Source organism: Luteitalea sp. (assembly GCF_022842525.1).
GTDB lineage: Bacteria > Acidobacteriota > Vicinamibacteria > Vicinamibacterales > Vicinamibacteraceae > Luteitalea.
The window spans coordinates 13072-36338 of sequence record NZ_JALHPM010000038.1; the positions used below are offsets into that span (position 1 = coordinate 13072).

Consider the following 23267-nt stretch of genomic DNA (forward strand, 5'->3'; position numbering starts at 1 on the left):
CCGAGGACATCGAGCCCGTCACCGGTCAGACCGGTGACGGGCTCTTCGTTTGTTCGCTACACTCTGTCTCCCGTCCCCGGGTCCCTCGATGAACGAACGCACGCTGCCCCACAACCTCGACGCGGAGCGCTCCGTGCTCGGCGCCATCCTGCTGCGCAACGACACGATCAATGCGGCAGTCGAGGTGCTGCAGCCCGACGACTTCTACCGGGAGGCGCATCAGCTGCTCCTCGAGCACATGATCCAGTTGAGCGAGCGGGGCGCCGCCATCGACCTGGTGACGCTGGCCGAGTCGCTGTCGCGCGCCAACGCGCTCGACAAGGTCGGCGGACCGGCCTACATCACGCGCCTGGTCGACGGCGTGCCGCGCACGACCAACGTCGAGCACTACGCGCAGATCGTCAAGGAGAAGTCGACGCTGCGTCGCCTCATCACCGAGGCCAGCAAGATTGCCTCGGACGCCTACGACGCGGATCGCGACGCCAGCGAGATCCTCGACGAGGCCGAGCGCAGCATCTTCAGCATCGCCGACGCCCGCATCGGCGAGGGCTTCACGCCGCTGTCGGATCTGGTCAACTCGGCCCTCGACACCGTCGAGAAGCTGCAGCAGTTCAAGAGCCTGGTGACCGGCGTGCCCACCGGGTTCTACGACCTCGATCACAAGACGTCGGGCATGCAGCCGACCGACCTGGTGATCATCGCGGCGCGCCCGTCGATGGGCAAGACGTCCTTCGTCATCAACATGGCGCAGAATGCCGCCCTCGAGCACGGCAAGGTGGTCGGCGTCTTCAGCCTCGAGATGTCGAAGGAGCAGCTCTTCATGCGCATGCTCACCTCCGAGGCGCGCGTCGACTCGCAGCGCCTCCGGCAGGGCATGCTGCTCGAGCGCGATCTGCCGGCCATCGCCCAGGCGGCCGAGAAGCTGTCGATGGCCAAGATCTTCCTCGACGACAGCGCCTCCATCGGTGTCCTCGAGATGCGCGCCAAGGCGAGGCGCCTCAAGGCCGAGCACGGCCTCGACATGCTGGTCATCGACTACGTGCAGCTGATGCAGGGGCGCGGCCGCTTCGAGAACCGGCAGCAGGAACTGACCAGCATCTCGCGCTCGCTGAAGGCGCTGGCCAAGGAACTGCACGTACCGATCCTCATCCTGTCGCAGCTGTCGCGGGCCCCCGACGCGCGCGCCGACCATCGGCCGCAGTTGTCGGACCTGCGTGAATCGGGCGCCCTCGAGCAGGACGCCGACGTCGTGATGTTCATCTACCGCGAGGACCGCTACAAGGGCCCCGAGGACGAGGACACCGGCGAGGCCGAGATCATCATCGCGAAGCAGCGCAACGGCCCGGTGGGCACGGTGAAGCTCGCGTTCATCAGCGACTACACGCGCTTCGAGAACCTCGAGCGCGGCGGCGCCAGCGACTACTGACGTGCGACACACGGTGGCACGCGTCGACCTCGACGCGCTGCGAGGCAACGTGCGGGCGATCCGCGGCCTGCTCGAGGACGGCGCCCTGGCGTCGGGCCATCCCGCGCCCGGCATCATCGCCGTCGTCAAGGCCAACGCCTACGGACATGGCGCGGCGGCGGTCGCGCATGCCCTCGAGGCCGAAGGCGTGGCGATGCTGGCCTGTGCCGACGTCGACGAGGGCGTGGCCCTGCGGGACGCGGGCGTCACCGCGCCGATTCTCGTCTTCGGCGCACTCGGGGTCTCCGATCTCGACGGCATCTTCTCGCATCGGCTGACGCCGACGATCTCGTCGCCGTGGGCTGGCCGCGCCCTCGCCGACGCCGCGGCCGCGCGCGACACCGTGCTCGGCTGCCACGTCAAGATCGACACCGGCATGAACCGGCTCGGCCTGCGGCACGACAACCTGCGGCAGACGCTGCCCGCCATCCTGGACGCTCCAGCGCTGCGGGTCGATGCGCTGTATACGCACTTTGCCACGGCCGACGAACCCGAGAGCGAGCACTTCGCCCTGCAGCAGCAGCACTTCGCCGAGGCCCGCGAGACTGCGGCGGCCCTGGGCCTGCGCACGACACACGCGCACGCGGCCAACAGCGCGGCGTTGCTGCGCGACGAGCGCGTGTGGTTCGATGCCGTCCGGCCCGGCCTGCTGCTCTACGGCGTCGTACCGCCGCCGCTGATGACGACCTTGGCGCTCGAGCCGGCGCTGTCGCTGCACTCCCGCGTCGTCGCGGTCAAGGGGGTGCGAGACGGAGAAGCCGTCGGGTACGGGCAGACGTATCGTCCGGACGGTCCGCGCACGGTCGCCGTGGTGCCGGCGGGCTACGCCGACGGCCTCGACTGGCGCCTCGGCAACCGCGGCGTGGTGCTGGTGCGGGGGCGACGCGTCCCGATCGTCGGCCGGGTTTCGATGGACATGATCTCGGTGGACGTCACCGGCCTCGACGTCTCGCCTGGCGACGAGGTCGTCCTGCTCGGGCGCCAGGGCGAGGAACGGCTCGACGTCCGCGAGGTGGCCGCGACCATCGGCGCCATTCCGTGGGAACTGCTGTGTCGCCTCGGCGCCCGGATCGGGCGCGAGTACGGCGGTGGCAATTCGAAATGTGACATGTGAAATTACCGGCGGCTGGCCTGTCGGCCTTGCCGCTCGAGACAGGCCGCGAGGCGGCGCAGCCGCGCCTCGAGAGCGTTCAAATTTCCAATGTCACATTGCCCGCGCCGCCGCAGTTTCTGCAGCGTCCTCAGGGCCACCCTCTGGTTCTCCGCGGTCGTGCGCGTGGCCCCGTTCATGCAGAACAGCCGGGCATGCGTCGCGAGATCCACGAACGGGCGTTTCGATTGGCACTTCGAGTGGCCACGCTGCGGCGGGATGCGGTGTACGCGCGCATGGTCGGGGATGTCGTCCTGCGCCAGTTGATTCGCGCGGCGACGTCCGTAGGAGCGAACCTGGAGGAAGCGACCGCTGCTCAGTCGCGCGCGGACTTCGCCTCCAAGGTCGCGATTGCGACCAAGGAGGCGCGGGAACTGCAGTACTGGGTGCGCCTGGCGCGGGAGAGCGGCCACCTGCGCGAGGAGGAGTGGGCGTCGCTCGGGCCAGAGGCCCGGGAGATCGCGCAGGTCGTATCGACCATCGCGCGATCTGCCAGCCGGCCGCCGGAAGCGAAGCGGTCCTGACTCTCGAGGGCGAAGGCGGCGATGCCGCCGAGCCCTTGCCAATTTCGGATTTCAACTTTCAAATTGCCAGATGCGCGCTCCCAAGACGGTCTTTGCGTGTACCAACTGCGGCGCGCAAGCGCCCAAGTGGCTGGGGCGATGCCCCGACTGCGGCGCGTGGAACACCTTTGCCGAGGAAGCGGCCGCGCCGCCGATGCCGGCCGGAGGAGCGCGCCCGAGCCTCGGCGCGGCGGGCGGGCAGGCGCGGCTCTACGCCGACGTCGACATGGTGCAGGCCGAGCGCATCTCCACGGGCATCGGCGAGTTCGACCGCGTGCTCGGCGGCGGGCTGGTGCCCGGCAGTCTCGTCCTGCTCGGCGGTGAACCCGGCATCGGCAAGAGCACGCTGCTGCTGCAGGCGGCGGCGGAGTTCGCGCAGCGGACCGGCCCGGTCCTGTACTGCTCGGGCGAGGAGTCCGAACACCAGGTCAAGGGGCGTGGCGAGCGGCTCGGCGTCGGCAACGCGCCGCTGTACCTGCTGGCCGAGACCTGCACCGAGCGCATCCTCGAGGAAGTCCAGCGCCTCCGACCGGCCCTGCTCATCGTCGACTCGATCCAGACCGTGTACTCGACCAAGCTGACGTCGGCGCCGGGCACGGTGGGGCAGATTCGCGAGACGGCCACGCAGCTGCTGTTCGCCGCCAAGGGGCAGAACCTGCCGACCGTGCTCGTCGGCCACGTGACCAAGGACGGCGGCCTTGCTGGCCCCAAGGTCCTCGAGCACGTGGTCGACACGGTGCTGTACTTCGAGGGCGAGCGGCACCACACCCATCGGGTCATCCGCGCGGTGAAGAATCGCTTCGGGGCGGTCAGTGAACTCGGGGTCTTCGAGATGACGGGCACCGGCCTGCAGCCCGTGGCCAACCCCTCGGCCCTGTTCCTGGCCGAGCGGCAGGTCGGGGCGCCCGGGTCGGCCGTGCTGTGTTGCATGGAGGGCTCCCGGCCCATCCTGGTCGAGGTCCAGGCCCTGGTCTCGAGCAGTGTGTACGGCAGCGCCCGCCGGATGACCAACGGCGTGGATCAGCAGCGCCTCGCCCTGTTGCTGGCGGTGCTCGAGAAGCGGGCCGGGCTGAATCTGGCCGGCGAGGACGTCTTCGTCAACGTGGCGGGCGGCTTCACCGTGGAGGAACGGGCCGCCGACCTCGGCATCGTCGCGGCCGTGGTGTCCAGCCTGCGCAACCGGGCGGTCCGCCCGGGCACCGCGATCTTCGGCGAGGTGGGGCTGGCCGGCGAGGTGCGGGCCACCGGGCAGTCCCTGCTCCGGGTGCGCGAGGCGGCCCAGATGGGGTTCACCCGCTGCGTGGTGCCGTCGGGCAACGTCGGCCCCGACGATGCCGGCGCCGGATGCGAGGTGGTTGGCGTCCGCACCGTGGCCGAGGCGCTGGACGAGGTGATCGGTTGGGATTGATGGGCGTATGATGTCGGCTGGCGTCGCGTGGCTGTTTCGCCCCACCATCATCCCGGCCCGCGTCCTTCGGTCTCGTTGAGCTTTCCTATTCGGGGTCGTACATGACCTGGTTCGTGTTTGCCCGCGTCCTGTTCGTGGCCGCGGTCGCGTATTCGGCCTCGCTGGTCAGGCCGGTCCACGAGATGGCCCTGGTCAACGTCCTGTTCGGGGCGGGCCTGGCCGGTCTCGTCGTGGTCTTCGAGACGCAGCTGCGCGACACCGCCGTGTCGTCGATTCTCGGGGCCGTGATCGGTGGCACCTTCGGCCTCAGCATCGCCAAGACGATCACGACCACGCTGTTCTGGGCCAACACCAACGACAGTCGCGTCGCCTTCCTCCACACGGTCACGCTGCTCGCGCTGACCTACCTCGGCCTGGTCGTCGGTGGTCGCAAGGGCGAGTGGCTGGAACCGGCCAGGCTCATCAGTCTGTTCCGGGCCACGGCGCCCAAGAAGCACTTCAAGATTCTCGACACCAGCGTCATCATCGACGGCCGCATCGCCGACATCTGCGAAACCGGCTTCCTCGACGGCACCCTGGTCATTCCGCAGTTCGTCCTCAAGGAACTGCAGTTCGTCGCCGACTCCTCCGACGCGATGAAGCGCAACCGCGGCCGTCGCGGTCTCGACATCCTGCAGAAGATCCAGAAGATGACCAATCTCGACGTGGTCATCTCGGATGTCGACTTCCCCGACGTCAAGGAGGTCGATCTCAAGCTGATCGAACTGGCGCGCTCGCTCGAGGGCAAGATCGTCACCAACGACTTCAATCTCAACAAGGTGGCCGAACTGCGCGGCGTGCACGTGCTCAACATCAACGAGCTCGCCAACTCCCTCAAGCCCGTCGTCCTGCCCGGCGAGTACATGAAGGTCTTCATCCTCAAGGAAGGCCGCGAGTACAACCAGGGCGTCGCCTACCTCGACGATGGAACGATGGTGGTGGTGGACAACGGCCGCAAGATGATCAGCAAGAACATCGACGTGGTGGTCACGAGCGTGCTCCAGACCACGGCGGGCAAGATGATCTTCGGGCGCTACATCGAACCGGCCGGCGATCCCCAGCGGATGCCGCCCCCGGTCGAGGGCGAGAGTCCGGCGCCGGCGGCCACTCCGCCGAGCTCGCAGACGGCCTCCTTCCGACGGCCCCGCGCCGTCCAGCAGACCTGACGCCGCCGGATGGCAGTGCCCCCGTTCCACTGGTGGCGGACGGTCTTCTTCCTGATCCCCGCCATCACGCTCTACACGATCGTCCTCGGGACGCTGTCCCTGCTGTCGGTGCTCGTCGACCGCCAGGGCCACCTCGCGCACGCCTGCGCCCGGGCCTGGGCCTGGCTGATTCTCAAGACCACGCGCGTCTCGGTCGACATCAGCGGCCTCGACGATCTGCCGCGCGACACGCCCTACCTGTTCCTGGCCAATCACCAGAGCATCTACGACATCCCCGTGCTGTTCTGGCACCTGCCGTATCAGGTGCGCATCCTCGCCAAGGCCTCGCTCGGCAGCGTCCCCTTCCTCGGCTGGCACCTGCGCCGCAGCGGTCACGTGCTGGTCGATCGCAGCAACCCGGGCAACTCGACGATGCTCCAGATCAAGGAGCTGATGCGTCAGAAGGTGTCGCTGCTCGTGTTCCCCGAAGGCACGCGCAGTGCCGACGGCCGCGTGGCGCGCTTCAGGGGCGGCATCGTCCTGCTGGCCATCGAGGCCGGGCTGCCCATCGTGCCGGTCTCGGTCGAGGGCACCAGGCACGTGATGCGCAAGGGCCGGCTGATGACGTGCCCCGGGCACGTGCGCGTGCGGGTGCACCCGCCGGTGTCGACCGAGGGCTACCAGACCGCCCAGGCGCGCGAGCTAGCCGGGATCGTGCAGGCGCAGGTTCGCGCCGGCGTCGAGCAGTTGCAGGGTGGCCCCTCGTGATCCTCGCCGTCTCCCCGGACGTCGCCGACATCGTCGTCCCTGGGGTGCTGGTCCGTCGTGGCGTCACGGTGCTCGCCCACGACCCACGGCTCGATGCGCCTCTGGCCGCGGCGGCCGCCGCTCTGCGCGAGGCGACCGGTCTGGAGGAGGCGACCATGGCGACGCGCGCGATGTACAAGCGGTGCGGCATCGACCCGACGCGGACGCGGCCGTCGAGCGAGGCCCTGCTGCGCCGCGTGCGCAAGGGCGACCCGCTCCCGCGCGTCAACGGCCTCGTGGACATCATCAACTGGTGCTCGGCCGAGACGCAGGTCTCCTTCGGCCTCTACGACCTCGGCAAGGTGCAGCCGCCGATCACGCTGCGGCTCGGACGCACCGGGGAGGGGTATGACGGCATTCGCAAGGACCGCGTCAACGTCGAGGGGCGCCTGACGCTTGCCGATGCGGTCGGGCCCTTCGGCAACCCGACGTCCGATTCGTCGCGCACGATGACCACGCCGGAGACGACCGACGTGCTGGTCGTGCTGTTCGTGCCGGCCGTGATGCCTCCTGCCCACGGCGACCGCGCCCTGGCCATCACGCGCGATCGTCTGGCCGAGTACGCCGGCGGGGTCTAGGCCTGGCGATTTCACGATTTCACGATTTCTCTACCACGGCCAACCTCGCAGCGCGGAGGTGGCGATGAAATTCTGAAATTCTGAAATTCTCTAGTACCCGAAGTGAAACATCAGCACCGTGGCTCGCAGCACCCCGAGCCACGCGAGGGCGAGCACCACGACGGTCAGGCCCGTCGCGGCGGCACCGAGGCGCTGTACGACGCCAGTCGTCGTGCGCAGCCGCTCGAGGCCGGCGCCGACGAGCACGGCGGCCGGCGCGGTGAGCGGCAGGATGTGTCGGGGCGTCCAGTGCACGACCATGTCGGCGCGCGGCACCAGATTGACCAGTCCCCACGCGGCCAGCCCGAGCACCACGCCGAGCGCGCACACCAGCATGACGCCGCTGGTATCCGGCGCGGCCGGGTCGCGATGGCGAGCACGCCAGAGGGAGGCCGCTGCAGCCAGGGTGCTCCACGTGGCCAGGGCCACCAGCAGCACTGACGCGGCAGCGTACGGCAGCCAGACCTTGCTGCCGGGAAACGGGCCGGCGCCGAGCGAGCCGAACCGCGCCCAGAACGGCTCGAACACCATCACGCGCATCTGTGCCCAGAACTCCGGCGTCCACGGCATCGGTCCCGCCGTCGGCACGAAGCCGCCGGCCTCGAGGACGGCCCGCTTGAAGGCGTGTGCCGACGGATCGCCGAACACCATCCAGGCGCGCACGTGGAGCCATGCGGCCGCGAGGACGATACCCGCACCGACGAGCAGCACGGGACGGAGCGCCGCGGCGAGGATGGCGACCGGTTCGCCGCCAGTCGACGCACCCGTGCGCTCCTGCCCGGCGCGGCGCGCCGCCAGGAGGCACGCCAGGATGGCCATGGGGGCGAGGAAGACGGCCGTGGCCTTGACGGCATAGGCGGCGCCAATCAGCAGGCCGGTCAGCAGGAGCAGGCCGGTGGTGCCACGCCCGCGCGTCACGCGTGCGATCGCGAGGGTCGCTGCCGCGGCCAGCAGCGTGGCGGGCGGATCGGTCGAGACCGCGCCCATCACGGCGCACCACTGGGGGATGAGGCCGAGGCCGCCGGCGACCGTGGCGACGACCAGCGGGTCGCTGGTCACGGTCGTGAGCAGCCTCGCGATGATCCAGGTCGTGGCCAGCGCCATGAGCAGGGACGCGAGACGCAGCACCCGCAGGGCTCGATGGCCCGTCGCCGGTTGCGGCGGACCTGCGTGCCAGAAGATCGAGGGCTCGGTCCCGCCCGCGTGCAGCCGCGAGCGTGGATTGAGCGTCACGGCGGGGCCCGGAGCCTCGAGCCCCGTGGCCTTCAGCAGGGCGGCAGCGCCGAGGTAGTACAGCGGCTGCTGCACGAACTCGTACGACGAGGCTCGCCACTCGGAGTCGTGCGCCGGCACCTCGCTGGGCAGCGAGCCAGTCGTGGCGACGAAGCGCGCGTACTGCAGATGGGCAAGTTCGTCGGGCGGCTCGAACGGTGGCACGACGAGCGTGTAGGCGACGAGCGTCGCGCCTGCGGCCATCACGGCCAGTGCGGTTGCGCCCCGCACGCCGAGCGCCGGCTGCGCCACCCCGAGGGCGCGAGCCAGCCACACCCCGGCGATCATGATGGTGAAGGCCGACATCCACATCACCGTCAGCACGAGCAGCAGGCCCGGCGTCGTCGCGCCCCCGTCGAGCGCACAGCCAAGGCTGCCGAGCCGCGTGGCAAACCTGGGCACCAGTGTCATCGGACGTCGTGCGTCGAGCGACAGGATGCCACCGGCGTCTCTGAGCCTGACCACCAGGGGAGCGCGCCAGGGCGGCGTCACGTTGCCAAGGGGGATGGCGATCGGTGCGCCAGTTACCGCCACGACGCTCGTGGTGCCGACGCGTTGCGCGGAGCCGTCGGGGGCGGCGACGAAGAACTCGGCGTCGATGCGGCCGTCAGCGGCGCCTGACGGGTGCAAGACGACCGCATCGATGTCGCAGGCCGGCAGAAAGAGCGTGGCATCACGTGGCGTCGCGTCGAACGCGATGGCCGCCGCGCCCCACGAGGCCCGGCCACGGGGATCCACCTCGCGCAGGCTGCGCAGTGTCGAGAGGGCCGCACCGAACACCACGAGCCAGAGCAGCAAGTTCAGGCCCAGGCGTGCTGCGCTCCGCATGGCGGTGTACCTTACCACTCGCATGGGGCGGACTTCGTGATCGTGGATGTCGTGGTGGCCGCCGGTGGGCAGGGGCGTCGGCTCGGCGGAGCCGTGGCCAAGCAGTGGCTGTCGCTGGGCGACCGGACCATCTTCGAGCGGAGTGTCGCGGCGTGCGCGGCGTCATCGCGCGTTCGCGGCGTGGTGGCCGTGGTGCCCGCTGCAGACCTCGAGGCGGCACGCGTACTGGCCGCGGCGGCCGCTGGCAGCAAGCTGATCGCCGTCGTGGCGGGGGGCGAGCGACGGCAGGATTCCGTGGCGGCCGGATTGCGTGCCGTGCCGCACGACGCGCACGTAGTCCTCGTGCATGACGCGGCACGACCGTTCGTCACCGACGGCATCATCGGCCGCGTCATCGACGCCGCGGCGCACGGGGGCGCGGCCATCGCCGCGGCGCGCGTGCACGACACCGTGAAGCACATCGCCTGCGAAGACGGCCAGCGATGGATCGACGGCACGATCCCGCGTGACGAACTCGCGCTGGCGCAGACGCCCCAGGGGTTTCGGCGGGACGTGCTCGACGCCCTGCTGCCCGTGATGACGTCCGCGGTGGACGTCACCGACGAGGCCTCGCTCGCCGAACATCTCGGCCATCGTGTCGAGGTCGTGGACGGGCATCCCGACAACGTCAAGATCACGACCGAAGACGACCTCGTGCGCGCGCGCCGTGCCCTCGGGAACGACGGCGCTCACGGTGCCGCCACCATGCGAATCGGGCTGGGCTACGACTCGCACCGGTTCGCCGACGGTCGACGGCTCGTCGTCGGCGGCGTCCACGTGCCCGACCAGGCCGGGCTGGCCGGCCATTCGGACGGCGACGCGGTGTGTCATGCGATCACGGACGCCGTGCTCGGCGCCGCCGGCCTCGGCGATGTCGGCGGGCTGTTCCCCGATACCGATCCGGCCTGGAAGGATGCCGACAGCCTCGCCCTGCTGCGCGACGCGTTCGCACGCGTGCACGCTGCCGGGTGGCGCCTGGGCAACCTCGACCTGGTCGTCATCTGCCACCGCCCGAAGATCGGCCGGATCGCGGACGCCTTGCGCGCATCCCTCGCCGGCGCGCTCGACACCACGCCGGACCGCATCAGCGTGAAGGGCAAGACGCCCGAGGGCACCGCGGCCCTCGAAGACGCGATGATCGTCCACGCCGTGGCGCTGCTGGAGCGCTGACGATCCCCGATAATGTCCTGATGCGCGTCCGCTTCGCTCCGAGTCCGACGGGGCATCTCCATGTCGGCAATGCCAGAACGGCCCTCTTCAACTGGCTGCTCGCCCGCGGACAGGGCGGGACGTTCGTGCTGCGGCTCGAGGACACCGACGAGGCCCGCTCCACGGTGGCGTCTGCCGACGGCATTCTGGAGGACCTCCGCTGGCTGGGGCTCGACTGGGACGAAGGTCCAGACACGGGCGGCGCCTTCGGGCCCTACCGCCAGACCGAACGCCTGACGGTCTATCGCACCCAGGCCGAGCGGCTGCGCGCGTCCGGGCAGGCGTACTACTGCTTCTGCACCCCGGCCGACCTCGATGCGGCTCGCGAGGCCGCGCTGCGCGAGAGCCGCACGCCGCAGTACGCCGGCACCTGTCGCGGTCTCGATCCCGCCACCGCCCAGGCCCGGGTCGATGCCGGGGAGGCTGCGGCGATTCGCTTCCGCGTGCCGGACGAGGCGGCCGTCACCTTCACCGACCTCGTGCGTGGCCCCATCACCACCGACATCGCGATGATCGGCGACTTCGTCCTGCTGCGGCAGAGTGGGCTGCCCGCCTACAACTTCGCCGTGGTGGTCGACGATGTGGCGATGGCGATCTCGCTGGTGGTGCGTGGCGAGGACCATGTGCCGAACACGCCGAGACAGTGTCTGCTGTATCGCGCCCTCGGCGTCGACCCGCCGCAGTTCGCGCACCTGTCGCTCGTCCTCGGCCCCGACCACGCGCCCTTGTCCAAGCGGCACGGCGCCTCGAGCGTGGGGGATTTCCGCGCGCGCGGCATCCTGCCCGAAGCGCTGCGCAACTACCTCGCCCTGCTCGGGTGGTCGCCGGGCCACGACGAGGAGATCGTGCCGCTCGACGAACTCGCGCGCCGGTTTCGCGTCGAGGACGTGACCCGCAGCGCCGGCGTCTTCGACCCGGACAAGCTGGCCTGGATGAACCGGCACTACCTCAAGGAGGCGGACCCGGGGCGCCTCGCTGGGCTGCTGGAGCCACATCTGGTGGCGGCCGGCCACCTTGCGGCGGGCAGCGGAGCGGCACCGGCGGTCCAGACGTTCCTGCGCACGTGCGTCCCGCTGATCGCCGGCACGGTGGATCAGCTGGCCGATGCGCCCGAACGGTTGCGCCCCGTGTTCGAGGCCCCGCGACCGGCGGCCGTGGTCGAGCATCTGGCGAGCGAGGCGGCCGAGGCGGCCGAGGCCGGGCGTGCCGTGGTCATCGCCTTTGCCCAGGAGCTCAGTGCGCGTCCCCGGCTGACGCGCGAGTCCTTCCGGGAGGCGGCGCAGCAGGTGCGGCAGCGGACGGGCCAGAAGGGGCGAGCCCTGTTCCATCCGATTCGTCTCGCCCTCACCGGCGCGGACAGCGGCCCCGAACTGGATCTGCTCGTGCCGGCCATCGAGGCCGGCGCCGACGTCCCGCGCGACCTCGGCCTGCCCCCCATCGTCGGCTGTCGCGAGCGCGCGGCCATCTGCGCTGCGGCGATCCTGGGAGTGTGAGCGTGGCGCCCATCGTGATCGTCGGCGTGCATCCGGTGCGGGAGGCCCTGCGGGCAGGCGGGGTGCGGGAGGTCCGGGTCGGGGCCCGGGCCGACGCGCGGGTGCAGGAGATCGTGCGGCTGGCCGAGTCGGAGGGCGTGCCGGTCCGGAGGGTCGACGCCCAGGAACTCGACCGTCTCGCCGGCGGGGAGCGCCACCAGGGGGTGATGGCCACGCTTGCCGAGGCGCCGAGGCGCTGGACGCTCGAGCAGGTGGTGTCGGTCGAGGCCACACCGCTGATCGTCGTATTGGATGGGGTCGAGGACCCGCACAACGTGGGCGCGATTCTCCGGACCTCGGACGCCGTCGGTGCCACGGCCGTGGTTCGGCAGGAGCGGCACGCAGCGGCGCTCGGGCCGGCTGCGGCCCGCGCCTCGGCGGGAGCGCTGGCGCACGTGCGGATCGTGGACGTGGTCAACGTGGTCCGGGCCATCGAGACGCTCAAGTCGCTCGGCGTCTGGGTCGTCGGCCTGGACGCGGAGGGCGCGCAGCCCTACGACCGGATCGACTTCCGGCCGCCGACGGCGCTCGTGGTGGGGGCCGAGGGCGAGGGGCTGCGCCGGCTGGTGCGGGAGCACTGCGATTTCATCGCGGCGTTGCCCATGCGGGGCCATGTCAGCAGCCTGAACGTGTCGGTGGCGACCGGCGTGGTGCTGTACGAGGCGTTGCGGCAGCGCATGGCAGGGGAGTTGCCTGGTCGCGGGCATTCAGGCTAGACTCACGGGTTGCCGGGAGGCGGCGGTCGTGTGCAGGACACACGCATGACGTGCGGGCAGGTGCCGTGGCCGGGGGACAGGCCTCGTGCTTGTAGCGTCTCGAACGCGTGTGCTACACTTTCCTCCTTTGTCCGGCTGGCGTAGCTCAGTCCGGTAGAGCAGCTGATTTGTAATCAGCCGGTCGGGGGTTCAAATCCCTTCGCCAGCTCCAGAAGTAGCGCAGGGAAACGGTCGGACCTGGTGTGTCTGCGGGCGCCTGACGGCGTCCGAAGCCGAGTCCCACGCGGGCTCCGGCCCGATCAGTCGTTCGGCGAGGTTGCGGAGCGGTCAAACGCAGCAGACTGTAAATCTGTCGGCCAAGCGCCTTCGAAGGTTCGAATCCTTCCCTCGCCACCAGCCTTCGTCCGCCAGCGCCTTGCGCGACGGCGGACCACGGCTGGCGAGCCCGGCGGCCTGGGGGTCTCCGGATGGTCATGCAGGCGTGGTGACGCGAACGACGCGGGTTGGGCACGTGGGACCGGGAGTGACCCCGGGTGTGAGGCAGGATGCGGGCGTGGCAGGCATCGGGTCGACGTGGCAGTGAAGAGCGTGGTGCGAAGGCGGGAGTAACTCAGTGGTAGAGTCACAGCCTTCCAAGCTGTTGGTCGCGGGTTCGATCCCCGTCTCCCGCTCCAGCCTTCGCCCACCCCGCTCGCGTTGCTCGCCGGGCCTGCATACGAAGTGAGCGTTCAGAGGCTCCGACCTGTCTGGCCGAAGCCGCGAGCGCAGGGAATGTTCGGTGGCTTCGACCCGGTCGGCCGAAGCTGCGAACGAAGTGAGCGTGTAGCGAAGGCCGATGTAGCTCAGTTGGCAGAGCGCGTCCTTGGTAAGGACGAGGTCACCGGTTCAATCCCGGTCATCGGCTCCATCCTTCGCTCACGCCGGGCATCCTGAGCGTGAGCTTCGGCTGGCAAGCCGCCGAGGCGGTGCGCGTCGGATGTCAGGCCTCGAGGCGAAGGATGCCCATCGGCGCTCGCGCAGCGAGCCGCGGCGGGCGGGATGGCACGCCCGGGCGAAGACGGTGGAGCACGCGCAACCAGGCGGTGGCGCCGGGTGTAGCGGAGAGAGCGTACAAGGTTATGGGTAAAGAAAAGTTCGATCGTTCGAAGCCGCACGTCAACATCGGGACGATCGGCCACATCGACCACGGCAAGACGACGACGACGGCAGCGATCACCAAGGTGTTGCACAAGCACAACCCGAAGGTGTCGTTCCGGTCGTTCGATTCGATCGACAACGCGCCGGAAGAGCGGGAGCGCGGCATCACGATCGCGACGGCGCACGTGGAGTACGAGACGGCCAACCGGCACTACGCGCACGTGGACTGCCCGGGGCACGCCGACTACGTGAAGAACATGATCACGGGTGCGGCGCAGATGGACGGCGGCATCCTGGTCGTGGCGGCCACCGACGGCCCGATGCCGCAGACGCGCGAGCACATCCTGCTGGCACGGCAGGTGGGCGTGCCGTACCTGGTGGTGTTCCTGAACAAGGTGGACGCGGTCGACGACGCGGAGCTGCTGGACCTGGTCGAGCTCGAGGTGCGGGAGCTGCTCTCGAGCTACGGGTTCCCGGGCGACGAGATTCCGATTGTGCGCGGCTCGGCGCTCAAGGCGCTCGAGGGCGACCCGGAATGGGAGAAGACGATCGACGCGCTGATGGAGGCCGTGGATCAGTACATCCCGATGCCGGAGCGCCAGATCGACAAGCCGTTCCTGATGCCGGTCGAGGACGTGTTCTCGATCTCGGGCCGCGGCACGGTGGTGACGGGCCGCGTCGAGCGTGGCAAGGTCAAGGTCGGCGAGGAAATCGAGATCGTGGGCTTCGGTCCGACGCGCAAGACGGTGGTGACCGGCGTCGAGATGTTCAAGAAGCTGCTCGATGAAGGGCAGGCCGGCGACAACATCGGGGCGCTGCTGCGGGGCATCGACAAGGAATCGGTCGAGCGCGGCCAGGTGCTGGCCAAGAGCGGGTCGATTCTGCCGCACACCAAGTTCAAGGGCGAAGTGTACGTCCTGACCAAGGAAGAGGGCGGGCGGCACACGCCGTTCTTCAACGGCTATCGGCCGCAGTTCTACATCCGGACGACCGACGTCACGGGTGTGGCCAAGCTGCCCGAGGGCGTGGAGATGGTGATGCCGGGCGACAACGTGGCGATGGAGATCGAGCTCATCGGCCCGGTGGCGCTGGAGAAGGGCCTGCGGTTCGCCATCCGTGAGGGTGGGCGCACGGTGGGTGCGGGCACCATCACCGAGATTCTGGCCTAACAGCAGGTACGTCTCACGTCGCAGGTCTCAAGTCTCGCGCTTGAGCCCTGAGTCCTGAGCCCTGAGACACGAGAGTTCGTCATGAGAGACATCGTTCAGCTCGCGTGCGGCGAGTGCAAGCGTCGGAACTACAGCACGACGCGCAACAAGAAGAAGACGACCGAGCGCCTGAACATGAAGAAGTTCTGCCGCTTCTGCAAGTCGCACACCGATCACAAGGAAAGCAAGTAGGCAGAGGCAGGACCCGTACAGGCCAGTAGCTCAATTGGCAGAGCACCGGTCTCCAAAACCGGGGGTTGGGGGTTCGATTCCCTCCTGGCCTGCCACACCCGCCGGCGGGCGCCCGGGGCACGGGTCGCGACAGTCGCGACACGCGTCCGGGCGTCGGCACTGAAGGAAACCGCACCGTGAAGACCGCGATGGTGGATAACGTCAAGGACGCTCAGGTTGGCCGTCGCGAGGCCGAGACGCCCGTGGTGGCTCCCGCTGGCCCGCTCGGCTGGTGGCCGCGTGCCAAGGACTTCCTGACGAAGGTGCGTGAAGAGGTCGGGCGGGTCTCGTGGCCGACGCAGCGCGAGGTGCAGGCCACGACCATCGTCGTGATCGCCTTCTCGCTGATCATGGGGTTGTACCTGTTTGCGATCGATGCCGCCTTCAACAAGGTCGTCGAGTGGATCTTCCGACGACTCGGGGGGGCGGCATGAGCGAGGGCATCAGCGGGATGCATGAAGGGGCGGCGGCGGGCCCGGTGCTCAACTGGTACATCGTGCACACCTACTCGGGCTTCGAGAAGAAGGTCAAGGAGTCGCTCGAGCAGCGGGTCCAGGCCTACGGGCTCGAGGACAAGTTCGGCGAAGTGCTGGTGCCCCAGGAAGTCGTCGTCGAGATGCGCAACGGGAAGAAGTACGAAGCGCCCAAGCGCATCTTCCCGGGCTACCTGTTCGTCGAGATGCTGATGACCGACGACGCGTGGCACGTGGTGAAGAACACGCCGAAGGTCACCGGGTTCGTCGGGGCGGGCGCCAAGCCCACGCCGCTCACCCGGGAAGAGGTGGAGAACATCCTCCTGCAGGTGCGCGAGAGCGCGGAGAAGCCCAAGCCGAAGTACTCCTTCGAGAAGGGCGACCAGGTTCGTATCAACGAAGGTCCGTTCACCAACTTCAACGGCACGGTGGACGAGGTCAATACCGAGCGCAGCACGCTGAAGGTCATGGTGACGATCTTCGGGCGGTCGACGCCGGTGGAGCTCGACTTCCTTCAGGTGGAGAAGCTCTAGGCAGAGCGCCTCGGGAGGGCCGGCGTTCCGCGCCGGTCGCACGCGGGTTTCAGGCACAGCAGGTTCGAAGAGACATGGCCAAGAAAGTTCAAGCACTCGTGAAGCTCCAGATCGCCGCCGGCAAGGCAACGCCGGCGCCGCCCGTCGGGACCGCGCTCGGTCCGCAGGGCGTCAACATCATGGACTTCTGCAAGAACTTCAACGCGAAGACTGCCGGGCAGGACGGCCTCATCATCCCCGTGGTGGTGACGGTGTTTGCCGACCGGTCGTACACCTTCGTGCTGAAGACGCCCCCGGCGCCGATCCTGCTCAAGCGGGCGGCCAACGTGCCGAAGGGCTCGGCCGAGCCGAACAAGAACAAGGTGGGGACGGTGACCAAGGCGCAGGTCGAGGAGATCGCGCGCATCAAGTTGCCCGACCTCAACTGCGAGTCGCTCGAGGCGGCCATGCGCAGCGTGGCCGGTACGGCCCGCTCGATGGGCCTCGACGTCGTCGGCTAGAAGGTGGTGTTCCGGTGATTTGAAATTTCCAATTTCAAATTGACGGGATCTACACGCAACGTGGGAGGCCGCAGCGCGGCCGACTGCACCACGGAGGACACATGCCCACTCCCGGGAAGAAGTTTGCGGCGGCGCGCGCCCAGGTCGAAGAGCGCCCGTACGTGCTGGATGAGGCCATTCCCCTCGTCCAGAAGCTCAAGTACACCAAGTTCGACGAAACCGTCGAGGTGGCCATCCGCCTCGGTGTCGATCCGAAGCACGCCGACCAGATGGTGCGCGGCACCGTGGTGCTGCCGCACGGCCTGGGCAAGACCAAGCGCGTGCTGGTGATCGCCAACCCCGAGAAGCAGCGCGAGGCCGAGGCGGCCGGGGCGGATGCCATCGGTGGCGAGGAACTCGTCGAGAAGATCGCGGGCGGCTGGACGGATTTCGATGCCGTCGTGGCCACGCCCGACATGATGCGTGCGGTGGGCAAGCTGGGCAAGGTGCTCGGTCCGCGCGGCCTCATGCCGAATCCGAAGACCGGAACGGTGACGACCGACATCACCAAGGCCGTGCAGGAGATCAAGGCGGGCAAGGTCGAGTTCCGTGTGGACAAGACCGGCATCGTGCACGCGCCGATCGGCAAGGTGTCGTTCCCGGCCGAAAACCTCCTGGCCAATGCGCACGCCCTCTTCGACAGTGTGATGAAGGCGAAGCCGGCGGCGGCCAAGGGCAAGTATCTGAAGAGCCTGACGGTCAGCTCGACCATGGGTCCAGGCGTGGCGATCGACACCTCGCATGTCGAGGCGCTCGTCAAGTAAGGGGAGAGACCATGGCTGTATCTCGTGCTGACAAGCAACTGGAACTCGGACGGCTGACGGAATCCTTCGGGAAGTCCGAGAGCCTGATCCTGCTGGAGTACAAGGGCCTCAAGGTTCCCGAGGTCACCGAGCTGCGTCGCCAGGTGCGCGCAGTGCAGGGCTCCTACAAGGTCGTGAAGAACACCCTCGCGCGTCGCGCGATGGCCGGCACGCCCTTCGAGGCGCTGGCGCCGCACTTCACGGGCACGACGGCGGTCGCCTTCAGCGGCGACGACCCGGTGGCGCTCGCGAAGGTGCTCACGACGTTTGCCAAGACCGCGCCGTCGCTGGTGTTGAAGGCGGCGGTGGTGCAGGGCGACGTGGTGGAAGGCCCCGCCGTGAACGAGCTGGCGAACATGCCCGGGAAGCCGGAACTGTACGCCAAGCTGCTGTACCTGCTGCAGGCCCCGATGGTCCAGATCGTGAGCGTGCTGAGTGCCGCGCCGCGGGACCTGATGAACGTCCTGGTGCAGGTGGAGAAGAAGAAGGGCGAAGAACAGCCGACCGCCGAGTAGGTGGGTCGGTCACGAGGTCGCTGTCAGCTATCAGGCACCTGCTGTCCCGGATGACGTGGAACGAGCAGCGATGGAGACCGTGGTAGCTGAAAGCCGGACGCAGAGCGCTGATAGTCGACGGTAAGGAGATTCGGACAATGGCAGACGTGACGCAGGATCAGGTTGTCGAGTACATCAAGAACATCTCGGTGATGGAGCTCTCGAAGCTCGTCAAGACGCTGGAAGCCGAGCTCGGCGTGTCGGCAGCGGCAGCGGCCCCGGTGGCCGTGGCCGGCCCGGCGGCGGGTGCGGCGGCAGCCCCGGCCGAGGAGCAGACGGAGTTCAACGTCATCCTCACCGACGTGGGCGCCAACAAGATCAACGTGATCAAGGCCGTCCGCGAGGTCACCTCGCTCGGTCTGAAGGAAGCCAAGGACCTCGTCGAGGGCGCGCCCAAGCCGATCAAGGAAGGCGCGACGAAGGACGAGGCCGCGGCCATCAAGAAGAAGTTCGAAGAGGCCGGCGCGAAGGTCGAGATCAAGTAGCACGGTCCGGCTTGTTCGCGAGCCGCGTGTGCCCATCGGATGGGCTCGACCCCGCCAGGTCGAGCCCGTCAGGGCCGCGCGGCTTTCGCCGTTTGTGTGATTTTCGGCTCCGAAGACCTCGTGCGACGGGTGGTTCATGGCGGAACCTGACCCGGGGGAATCGAGAAGTATGAGCAGCAGCCTGGCCAAGAACGTCTACCGCGAGCGCATCGATTTTTCCAAGATTCGGACGACCGTTCCGATTCCCAACCTGATCGAGATTCAGAAGAAGTCCTACGATCGGTTCCTGCAGATGTACACGCTGCCGGCCGAGCGCGAGGACGTCGGTCTGCAGGCCGTCTTCAAGTCGGTCTTCCCGATCTCGGACTTCCGCGAGAACTCCTCGCTGGAGTTCATCGAGTACTCGATCGGCAACTGGGACGAGTGCGGCTGGGGTGACGAGGCTCGTGGTCTGGTCCACGAGATCGGCGGGCGCCGCATGGCGCTCAACCTCAAGTACGACATCAACGAGTGTCTCGAGCGCGGGATGACCTATGCCATCCCCCTCAAGGTGACGATCCGCCTGGTGGTCTGGAACAAGGACCCCGAGACGGGCGCCAAGACCATTCGCGACATCAAGGAGCAGGAGGTCTACTTCGGCGACATTCCGCTGATGACCGACCACGGCACCTTCATCATCAACGGGACCGAGCGGGTCATCGTCTCGCAGCTGCACCGATCGCCGGGCGCGTTCTTCCACACGGAAGACAAGACCCTGTTCATCGGCCAGCTGATCCCGTATCGCGGCTCGTGGGTCGAGTTCGAGTACGACAGCAAGAACCTGCTGTACGTGCGCATCGACCGCAAGCGCAAGTTCCTCGGCACGGTGTTCCTGCGCGCCCTCGGCCTGCGCAACGCCGACGAGATGCTGCGCGCCTTCTACACCATCGACTCGCTGCACCTGAAGGGTGACCGCGTCCTGTGGACCGTCAACGACAGTCCGGTGGACTGGCGCGCCGGCGAGGACATGACCATCCCGGGCAGCGAACTGGCGATGACGCGCGGCAAGCGCATCACCAAGGCGCTGATCAAGGCGCTGCGGCACGCCGGCATCACCGAAGTGCCGGTGGAGTACAGCCACCTCGAAGGCGAGATGCCGTACTCGGCCGCCGACGTCGTCGATCCGTCGTCGGGCGAAGTGCTGCTCGAGGCCAACGAGGAGCTGTCGGCTCGCGTGCTGGCGATGGCCCAGGAGAAGGGCATCGAGCGCATCGACATCTTCTTCCCGGAGAAGGACGAAGTCGGGCCGGTGCTGTCGGCGACCCTGAAGAAGGACCCGATCCGCACCCACGAGGAAGCGCTCATCGAGATCTACCGCCGCCTGCGTCCGGGAGACCCCCCGACGCTGGAGAGCTCGCGGTCGCTCTTCGAGAGCATGTTCTTCAACCCGCAGAAGTACGACTTCTCGCGGGTCGGCCGCCTCAAGCTCAACACCAAGCTGAAGCTGCAGACGCCGCTCGACGAGAAGGTGCTGCACCCGCAGGACTTCTACGAGGTCATCAAGTACCTGCTGAAGCTGCGCCGCAACCCGGCCAACGTGGACGACATCGATCACCTCGGCAACCGGCGCGTGCGCTCGGTCGGCGAGCTGCTCGAGAACCAGTTCCGCATCGGCCTGGTCCGGATGGAGCGTGCGATCAAGGAAAAGATGTCGGTGTACCAGGAAATGGCCACCGCCATGCCGCACGACCTGATCAACGCCAAGCCGGTCATGGCGGCGATCCGCGAGTTCTTCGGCAGCTCGCAGCTGTCGCAGTTCATGGACCAGACCAACCCGCTGTCCGAGATCACGCACAAGCGGCGTCTCTCGGCCCTCGGGCCAGGCGGTCTGTCGCGCGAGCGTGCCGGCTTCGAGGTCCGCGACGTCCACCCGACGCACTACGGGCGCATCTGCCCGATCGAGACGCCGGAAGGCCCGAACATCGGCCTGATCTCGTCGCTGTCGTCGTATGCGCGGATCAACGAGTTCGGCTTCATCGAGTCGCCGTACCGCAAGGTCGAGAACGGGTACGTCGTCGATTACGTGAAGATCACGACCGGCGCGGGCAAGCTCGAGGCCGGGGCCGTGGTGCGCGTCCAGGAGGCCGAGACGGCCCGCCAGGCGCATCCGGAGGTCGAGTACGAACCGCACCCGTTCTACCTCTCGGCGTGGGAGGAAGACCAGTACATCATCGCCCAGGCCAATGCCGAGGTCGGTGAGGATGCGCAGTTCGTCAACGAGCGCGTCAACGCCCGCCAGGCCGGCAACTTCATCCTGGCGCCGCGCGAGACGCTGCACTTCATCGACGTCTCGCCCAAGCAGCTCGTCTCGGTGGCGGCCTCGCTGATCCCGTTCCTCGAGAACGACGACGCCAACCGGGCGCTGATGGGCAGCAACATGCAGCGCCAGGCCGTGCCGCTGCTCCGCGCCAAGGCCCCGTACGTGGGCACGGGCATGGAGTACATCACGGCGCGCGATTCGGGCGCCGTGACGCTGGCGCGTCGTGCCGGCATCGTCGACTACGTCGACAGCCAGCGCATCGTCGTCCGTGTCGATGGCGACCAGGTGTCGAGCGAGATGGGCGCCGACATCTACAACCTGATCAAGTTCAAGCGCTCGAACCAGAACACCTGCATCAACCAGCGGCCGATCGTCCGCGTCGGCGAGAAGGTGCTCAAGGGGCAGGTGCTGGCCGACGGACCGTGCACGGAGATGGGCGAGCTGGCGCTCGGCCGCAACGTGCTGGTCGCGTTCATGCCGTGGCGCGGCTACAACTTCGAGGACGCCATCCTCGTCTCCGAGAAGCTGGTCAAGGAGGACTACTACACCTCCATCCACATCGAGGAGTTCGAGATCGAGGCCCGCGACACCAAGCTCGGGCCCGAGGAGATCACGCGCGACATCCCCAATGTCGGCGAGAACTACCTGCGCGACCTCGACGAGAGCGGCATCATCCGCATCGGCGCCTACGTCAAGCCGGGCGACATCCTCGTCGGCAAGGTGACGCCGAAGGGTGAGACCCAGCTGACGCCGGAAGAGAAGCTGCTGCGGGCGATCTTCGGCGAGAAGGCCGGCGACGTGAAGGATGCCTCGCTGACCTGCCCGCCGGGCATCGAGGGCATCATCGTCGGCGTCAAGATCTTCTCGCGCAAGGGCATCGAGAAGGACGATCGGGCCAAGGCCATCGAGGCCGAAGAGCTCGAGATGATGGAGAAGAACCTCCAGGACGAGATCCGCATTCTTCACGACGAGGTGAAGAAGCGCGTCATCGCGTTGCTGGACGGCCAGACGCTCCGCACCGACCTGTTCGACCAGCACGGCCAGCAGCGACTGGTGAAGAAGGGCACGGTGCTGACGCGCGAGCTGATGCACGACGTGCCGTTCCTGTCGCTGGTGCGGTCGCGCATCGAGGCCAACGACGTCCGCCTCGAGGACGCGCTGCGCGAGATCGAGGAGCGCACCGACCGTCAGGTCGAGGTCACGCGCGAGGTCTTCGAGGAGAAGAAGGAGAAGATCCGTCGCGGCGACGAACTGCCGCCGGGCGTGATCAAGCTGGTCAAGGTCTACGTCGCCATGAAGCGCAAGCTGTCGGTGGGCGACAAGATGGCCGGTCGTCACGGCAACAAGGGCGTCATCGCGCGCATCCTGCCGGAAGAGGACATGCCGTACCTGCCGGACGGACGTCCGGTGGAGATCGTGCTGAACCCGCTCGGCGTGCCGTCGCGCATGAACGTCGGGCAAATCCTCGAGACGCACCTGGGCTGGGCGGCGCACGGCATCGGCGAGCAGCTCGACCAGATGGTCAAGGACCAGCGCAGCAACGAGGACGTCAAGGCGCGTCTGGCCGTCGTGTTCCCGACGTCGGACCGCGTCAAGGCGCTCGACACGCCGGCCGAGGTCGCGGCGTTCACGTCCACGCTGAAGAACGGCGTCCACTTCGCGACGCCGGTGTTCGACGGGGCCAAGGAAGACGAGATCCGCCAGTACCTGAACCTGGCCGGGCTGCCCGATCAGGGCAAGACCGACCTGTTCGACGGCATGACCGGGGTCAAGTTCGAGCAGAAGGTGACCGTCGGGTACATCTACATGCTCAAGCTGTCCCACCTCGTGGACGACAAGATCCACGCGCGGTCGATTGGACCGTACTCGCTGATCACCCAGCAGCCGCTGGGCGGCAAGGCGCAGTTCGGCGGCCAGCGCTTCGGCGAGATGGAGGTGTGGGCGCTCGAGGCGTATGGCGCCGCGCACATCCTGCAGGAGCTGCTGACGGCCAAGTCCGACGACGTGACCGGCCGCGCCAAGATCTACGAGGCCATCGTCAAGGGCGATGCCAGCTTCACGCCTGGCCTGCCCGAGTCGTTCAACGTGCTGATCCGAGAGCTCCAGGCACTGTGCCTCGACGTGGAACTCGTGAAGCTGCGGGCGCCGCGGCTCGCACCGCTGGGCACCGACGAACCGGTGCCGGCCGAACCCGTGGGGCAGGGGGTTTAACGCA

20 protein-coding genes and 5 tRNA genes are annotated in these 23267 nt (G+C 68.2%); 24 read left to right on the forward strand and 1 reads right to left on the reverse strand.

What is annotated here, in order from left to right; genetic code table 11:
* Window positions 1–88 precede the first annotated feature (88 nt).
* The 7 genes from dnaB to Q0C41_RS10265 all read left to right on the forward strand — a co-directional run bounded on the left by dnaB (window position 89) and on the right by Q0C41_RS10265 (window position 7155).
* Window positions 89–1426, forward strand: coding sequence for a replicative DNA helicase (dnaB, locus tag Q0C41_RS10235; protein ID WP_291983446.1), 1338 nt, complete (start codon window positions 89–91; stop codon window positions 1424–1426).
* Between the two features lies 1 nt (window position 1427).
* The gene (gene alr / locus Q0C41_RS10240) at window positions 1428–2579 is read left to right on the forward strand and encodes an alanine racemase (RefSeq protein ID WP_291983447.1); all 1152 of its coding nucleotides are present in this window, start codon (window positions 1428–1430) and stop codon (window positions 2577–2579) included.
* A gap of 26 nt (window positions 2580–2605) precedes the next feature.
* Window positions 2606–3139, forward strand: coding sequence for a four helix bundle protein (locus Q0C41_RS10245; RefSeq protein WP_291983448.1), 534 nt, complete (start codon window positions 2606–2608; stop codon window positions 3137–3139).
* Window positions 3140–3209: 70 nt separating this feature from the next.
* Complete coding sequence (radA, locus tag Q0C41_RS10250; protein WP_291983449.1) at window positions 3210–4586, forward strand: DNA repair protein RadA; 1377 nt, start codon at window positions 3210–3212, stop codon at window positions 4584–4586.
* Window positions 4587–4687: 101 nt separating this feature from the next.
* Window positions 4688–5791, forward strand: coding sequence for a PIN domain-containing protein (locus Q0C41_RS10255; protein WP_291983450.1), 1104 nt, complete (start codon window positions 4688–4690; stop codon window positions 5789–5791).
* Between the two features lie 9 nt (window positions 5792–5800).
* Window positions 5801–6538, forward strand: a complete 738-nt coding sequence (locus tag Q0C41_RS10260; protein WP_291983452.1) for a 1-acyl-sn-glycerol-3-phosphate acyltransferase — start codon at window positions 5801–5803, stop codon at window positions 6536–6538.
* Window positions 6535–7155 carry a phenylalanine--tRNA ligase beta subunit-related protein gene (locus Q0C41_RS10265; RefSeq protein ID WP_291983453.1) on the forward strand — a complete coding sequence of 207 codons (621 nt, stop codon included), beginning with the start codon at window positions 6535–6537 and terminating at the stop codon, window positions 7153–7155. Before Q0C41_RS10260 ends, Q0C41_RS10265 begins: the two co-directional genes overlap by 4 nt.
* Window positions 7156–7245: 90 nt before the next feature.
* Here the strand turns inward: Q0C41_RS10265 and Q0C41_RS10270 are convergent, their stop codons facing one another.
* Window positions 7246–9294, reverse strand: a complete 2049-nt coding sequence (locus tag Q0C41_RS10270) for a hypothetical protein (protein WP_291983455.1) — start codon at window positions 9292–9294, stop codon at window positions 7246–7248.
* A gap of 36 nt (window positions 9295–9330) precedes the next feature.
* Here Q0C41_RS10270 and ispD point away from each other — a divergent pair, with 36 nt between their 5' ends.
* The 17 genes from ispD to rpoB all read left to right on the forward strand — a co-directional run bounded on the left by ispD (window position 9331) and on the right by rpoB (window position 23263).
* Window positions 9331–10503 carry a 2-C-methyl-D-erythritol 4-phosphate cytidylyltransferase gene (gene ispD / locus Q0C41_RS10275; RefSeq protein WP_291983457.1) on the forward strand — a complete coding sequence of 391 codons (1173 nt, stop codon included), beginning with the start codon at window positions 9331–9333 and terminating at the stop codon, window positions 10501–10503.
* A 20-nt stretch (window positions 10504–10523) separates the two neighbouring features.
* A complete protein-coding gene (gltX, locus tag Q0C41_RS10280) occupies window positions 10524–12035 on the forward strand; it encodes a glutamate--tRNA ligase (protein ID WP_291983458.1) in 1512 nt (503 codons plus the stop codon).
* Between the two features lie 2 nt (window positions 12036–12037).
* A complete protein-coding gene (gene rlmB / locus Q0C41_RS10285) occupies window positions 12038–12790 on the forward strand; it encodes a 23S rRNA (guanosine(2251)-2'-O)-methyltransferase RlmB (protein WP_291983460.1) in 753 nt (250 codons plus the stop codon).
* A gap of 134 nt (window positions 12791–12924) precedes the next feature.
* Window positions 12925–13001 (forward strand) — tRNA-Thr (locus tag Q0C41_RS10290).
* Between the two features lie 98 nt (window positions 13002–13099).
* A tRNA-Tyr gene (locus tag Q0C41_RS10295) sits at window positions 13100–13186 on the forward strand.
* A gap of 203 nt (window positions 13187–13389) precedes the next feature.
* Window positions 13390–13464 (forward strand) — tRNA-Gly (locus Q0C41_RS10300).
* A 157-nt stretch (window positions 13465–13621) separates the two neighbouring features.
* Window positions 13622–13697, forward strand: a tRNA-Thr gene (locus Q0C41_RS10305).
* A gap of 211 nt (window positions 13698–13908) precedes the next feature.
* Window positions 13909–15096: an elongation factor Tu gene (gene tuf, locus Q0C41_RS10310; protein WP_291983462.1), complete on the forward strand. Its 1188-nt coding sequence runs from the start codon at window positions 13909–13911 to the stop codon at window positions 15094–15096.
* Between the two features lie 81 nt (window positions 15097–15177).
* Window positions 15178–15327 (forward strand): 50S ribosomal protein L33, encoded by a 150-nt coding sequence (gene rpmG, locus Q0C41_RS10315; RefSeq protein WP_110173177.1) that lies wholly within the window; start codon window positions 15178–15180, stop codon window positions 15325–15327.
* Between the two features lie 19 nt (window positions 15328–15346).
* Window positions 15347–15422 (forward strand) — tRNA-Trp (locus tag Q0C41_RS10320).
* A gap of 81 nt (window positions 15423–15503) precedes the next feature.
* On the forward strand, window positions 15504–15800 hold the full coding sequence (gene secE / locus Q0C41_RS10325) for a preprotein translocase subunit SecE (RefSeq protein WP_291983464.1): 297 nt from the start codon (window positions 15504–15506) through the stop codon (window positions 15798–15800).
* Window positions 15797–16372, forward strand: a complete 576-nt coding sequence (nusG, locus tag Q0C41_RS10330) for a transcription termination/antitermination protein NusG (RefSeq protein ID WP_291983465.1) — start codon at window positions 15797–15799, stop codon at window positions 16370–16372. Before secE ends, nusG begins: the two co-directional genes overlap by 4 nt.
* 74 nt (window positions 16373–16446) lie before the next feature.
* Window positions 16447–16872, forward strand: a complete 426-nt coding sequence (gene rplK, locus Q0C41_RS10335) for a 50S ribosomal protein L11 (protein WP_110173175.1) — start codon at window positions 16447–16449, stop codon at window positions 16870–16872.
* A gap of 101 nt (window positions 16873–16973) precedes the next feature.
* The gene (gene rplA / locus Q0C41_RS10340; protein WP_291983469.1) at window positions 16974–17675 is read left to right on the forward strand and encodes a 50S ribosomal protein L1; all 702 of its coding nucleotides are present in this window, start codon (window positions 16974–16976) and stop codon (window positions 17673–17675) included.
* A gap of 11 nt (window positions 17676–17686) precedes the next feature.
* The gene (gene rplJ, locus Q0C41_RS10345) at window positions 17687–18229 is read left to right on the forward strand and encodes a 50S ribosomal protein L10 (RefSeq protein WP_291983471.1); all 543 of its coding nucleotides are present in this window, start codon (window positions 17687–17689) and stop codon (window positions 18227–18229) included.
* Between the two features lie 146 nt (window positions 18230–18375).
* Complete coding sequence (gene rplL / locus Q0C41_RS10350; protein ID WP_367079193.1) at window positions 18376–18753, forward strand: 50S ribosomal protein L7/L12; 378 nt, start codon at window positions 18376–18378, stop codon at window positions 18751–18753.
* A gap of 169 nt (window positions 18754–18922) precedes the next feature.
* Entirely contained in the window at window positions 18923–23263 is a 4341-nt protein-coding gene (gene rpoB / locus Q0C41_RS10355) for a DNA-directed RNA polymerase subunit beta (protein ID WP_291983475.1), read from the forward strand.
* Window positions 23264–23267 lie beyond the last annotated feature (4 nt).

What these genes read in the sequence shown, in the direction of transcription:
- dnaB (WP_291983446.1), top strand. Translation starts at nt 89, where the DNA reads ATGAACGAACGCACGCTGCCCCACAACCTCGACGCGGAGCGCTCCGTG.
- radA (WP_291983449.1), top strand. Translation starts at nt 3,210, where the DNA reads ATGCGCGCTCCCAAGACGGTCTTTGCGTGTACCAACTGCGGCGCGCAA.
- Q0C41_RS10255 (WP_291983450.1), top strand. Translation starts at nt 4,688, where the DNA reads ATGACCTGGTTCGTGTTTGCCCGCGTCCTGTTCGTGGCCGCGGTCGCG.
- Q0C41_RS10260 (WP_291983452.1), top strand. Translation starts at nt 5,801, where the DNA reads ATGGCAGTGCCCCCGTTCCACTGGTGGCGGACGGTCTTCTTCCTGATC.
- Q0C41_RS10270 (WP_291983455.1), bottom strand. Translation starts at nt 9,294, where the DNA reads ATGCGGAGCGCAGCACGCCTGGGCCTGAACTTGCTGCTCTGGCTCGTG.
- gltX (WP_291983458.1), top strand. Translation starts at nt 10,524, where the DNA reads ATGCGCGTCCGCTTCGCTCCGAGTCCGACGGGGCATCTCCATGTCGGC.
- tuf (WP_291983462.1), top strand. Translation starts at nt 13,909, where the DNA reads ATGGGTAAAGAAAAGTTCGATCGTTCGAAGCCGCACGTCAACATCGGG.
- rpmG (WP_110173177.1), top strand. Translation starts at nt 15,178, where the DNA reads ATGAGAGACATCGTTCAGCTCGCGTGCGGCGAGTGCAAGCGTCGGAAC.
- nusG (WP_291983465.1), top strand. Translation starts at nt 15,797, where the DNA reads ATGAGCGAGGGCATCAGCGGGATGCATGAAGGGGCGGCGGCGGGCCCG.
- rplK (WP_110173175.1), top strand. Translation starts at nt 16,447, where the DNA reads ATGGCCAAGAAAGTTCAAGCACTCGTGAAGCTCCAGATCGCCGCCGGC.
- rplA (WP_291983469.1), top strand. Translation starts at nt 16,974, where the DNA reads ATGCCCACTCCCGGGAAGAAGTTTGCGGCGGCGCGCGCCCAGGTCGAA.
- rplJ (WP_291983471.1), top strand. Translation starts at nt 17,687, where the DNA reads ATGGCTGTATCTCGTGCTGACAAGCAACTGGAACTCGGACGGCTGACG.
- rpoB (WP_291983475.1), top strand. Translation starts at nt 18,923, where the DNA reads ATGAGCAGCAGCCTGGCCAAGAACGTCTACCGCGAGCGCATCGATTTT.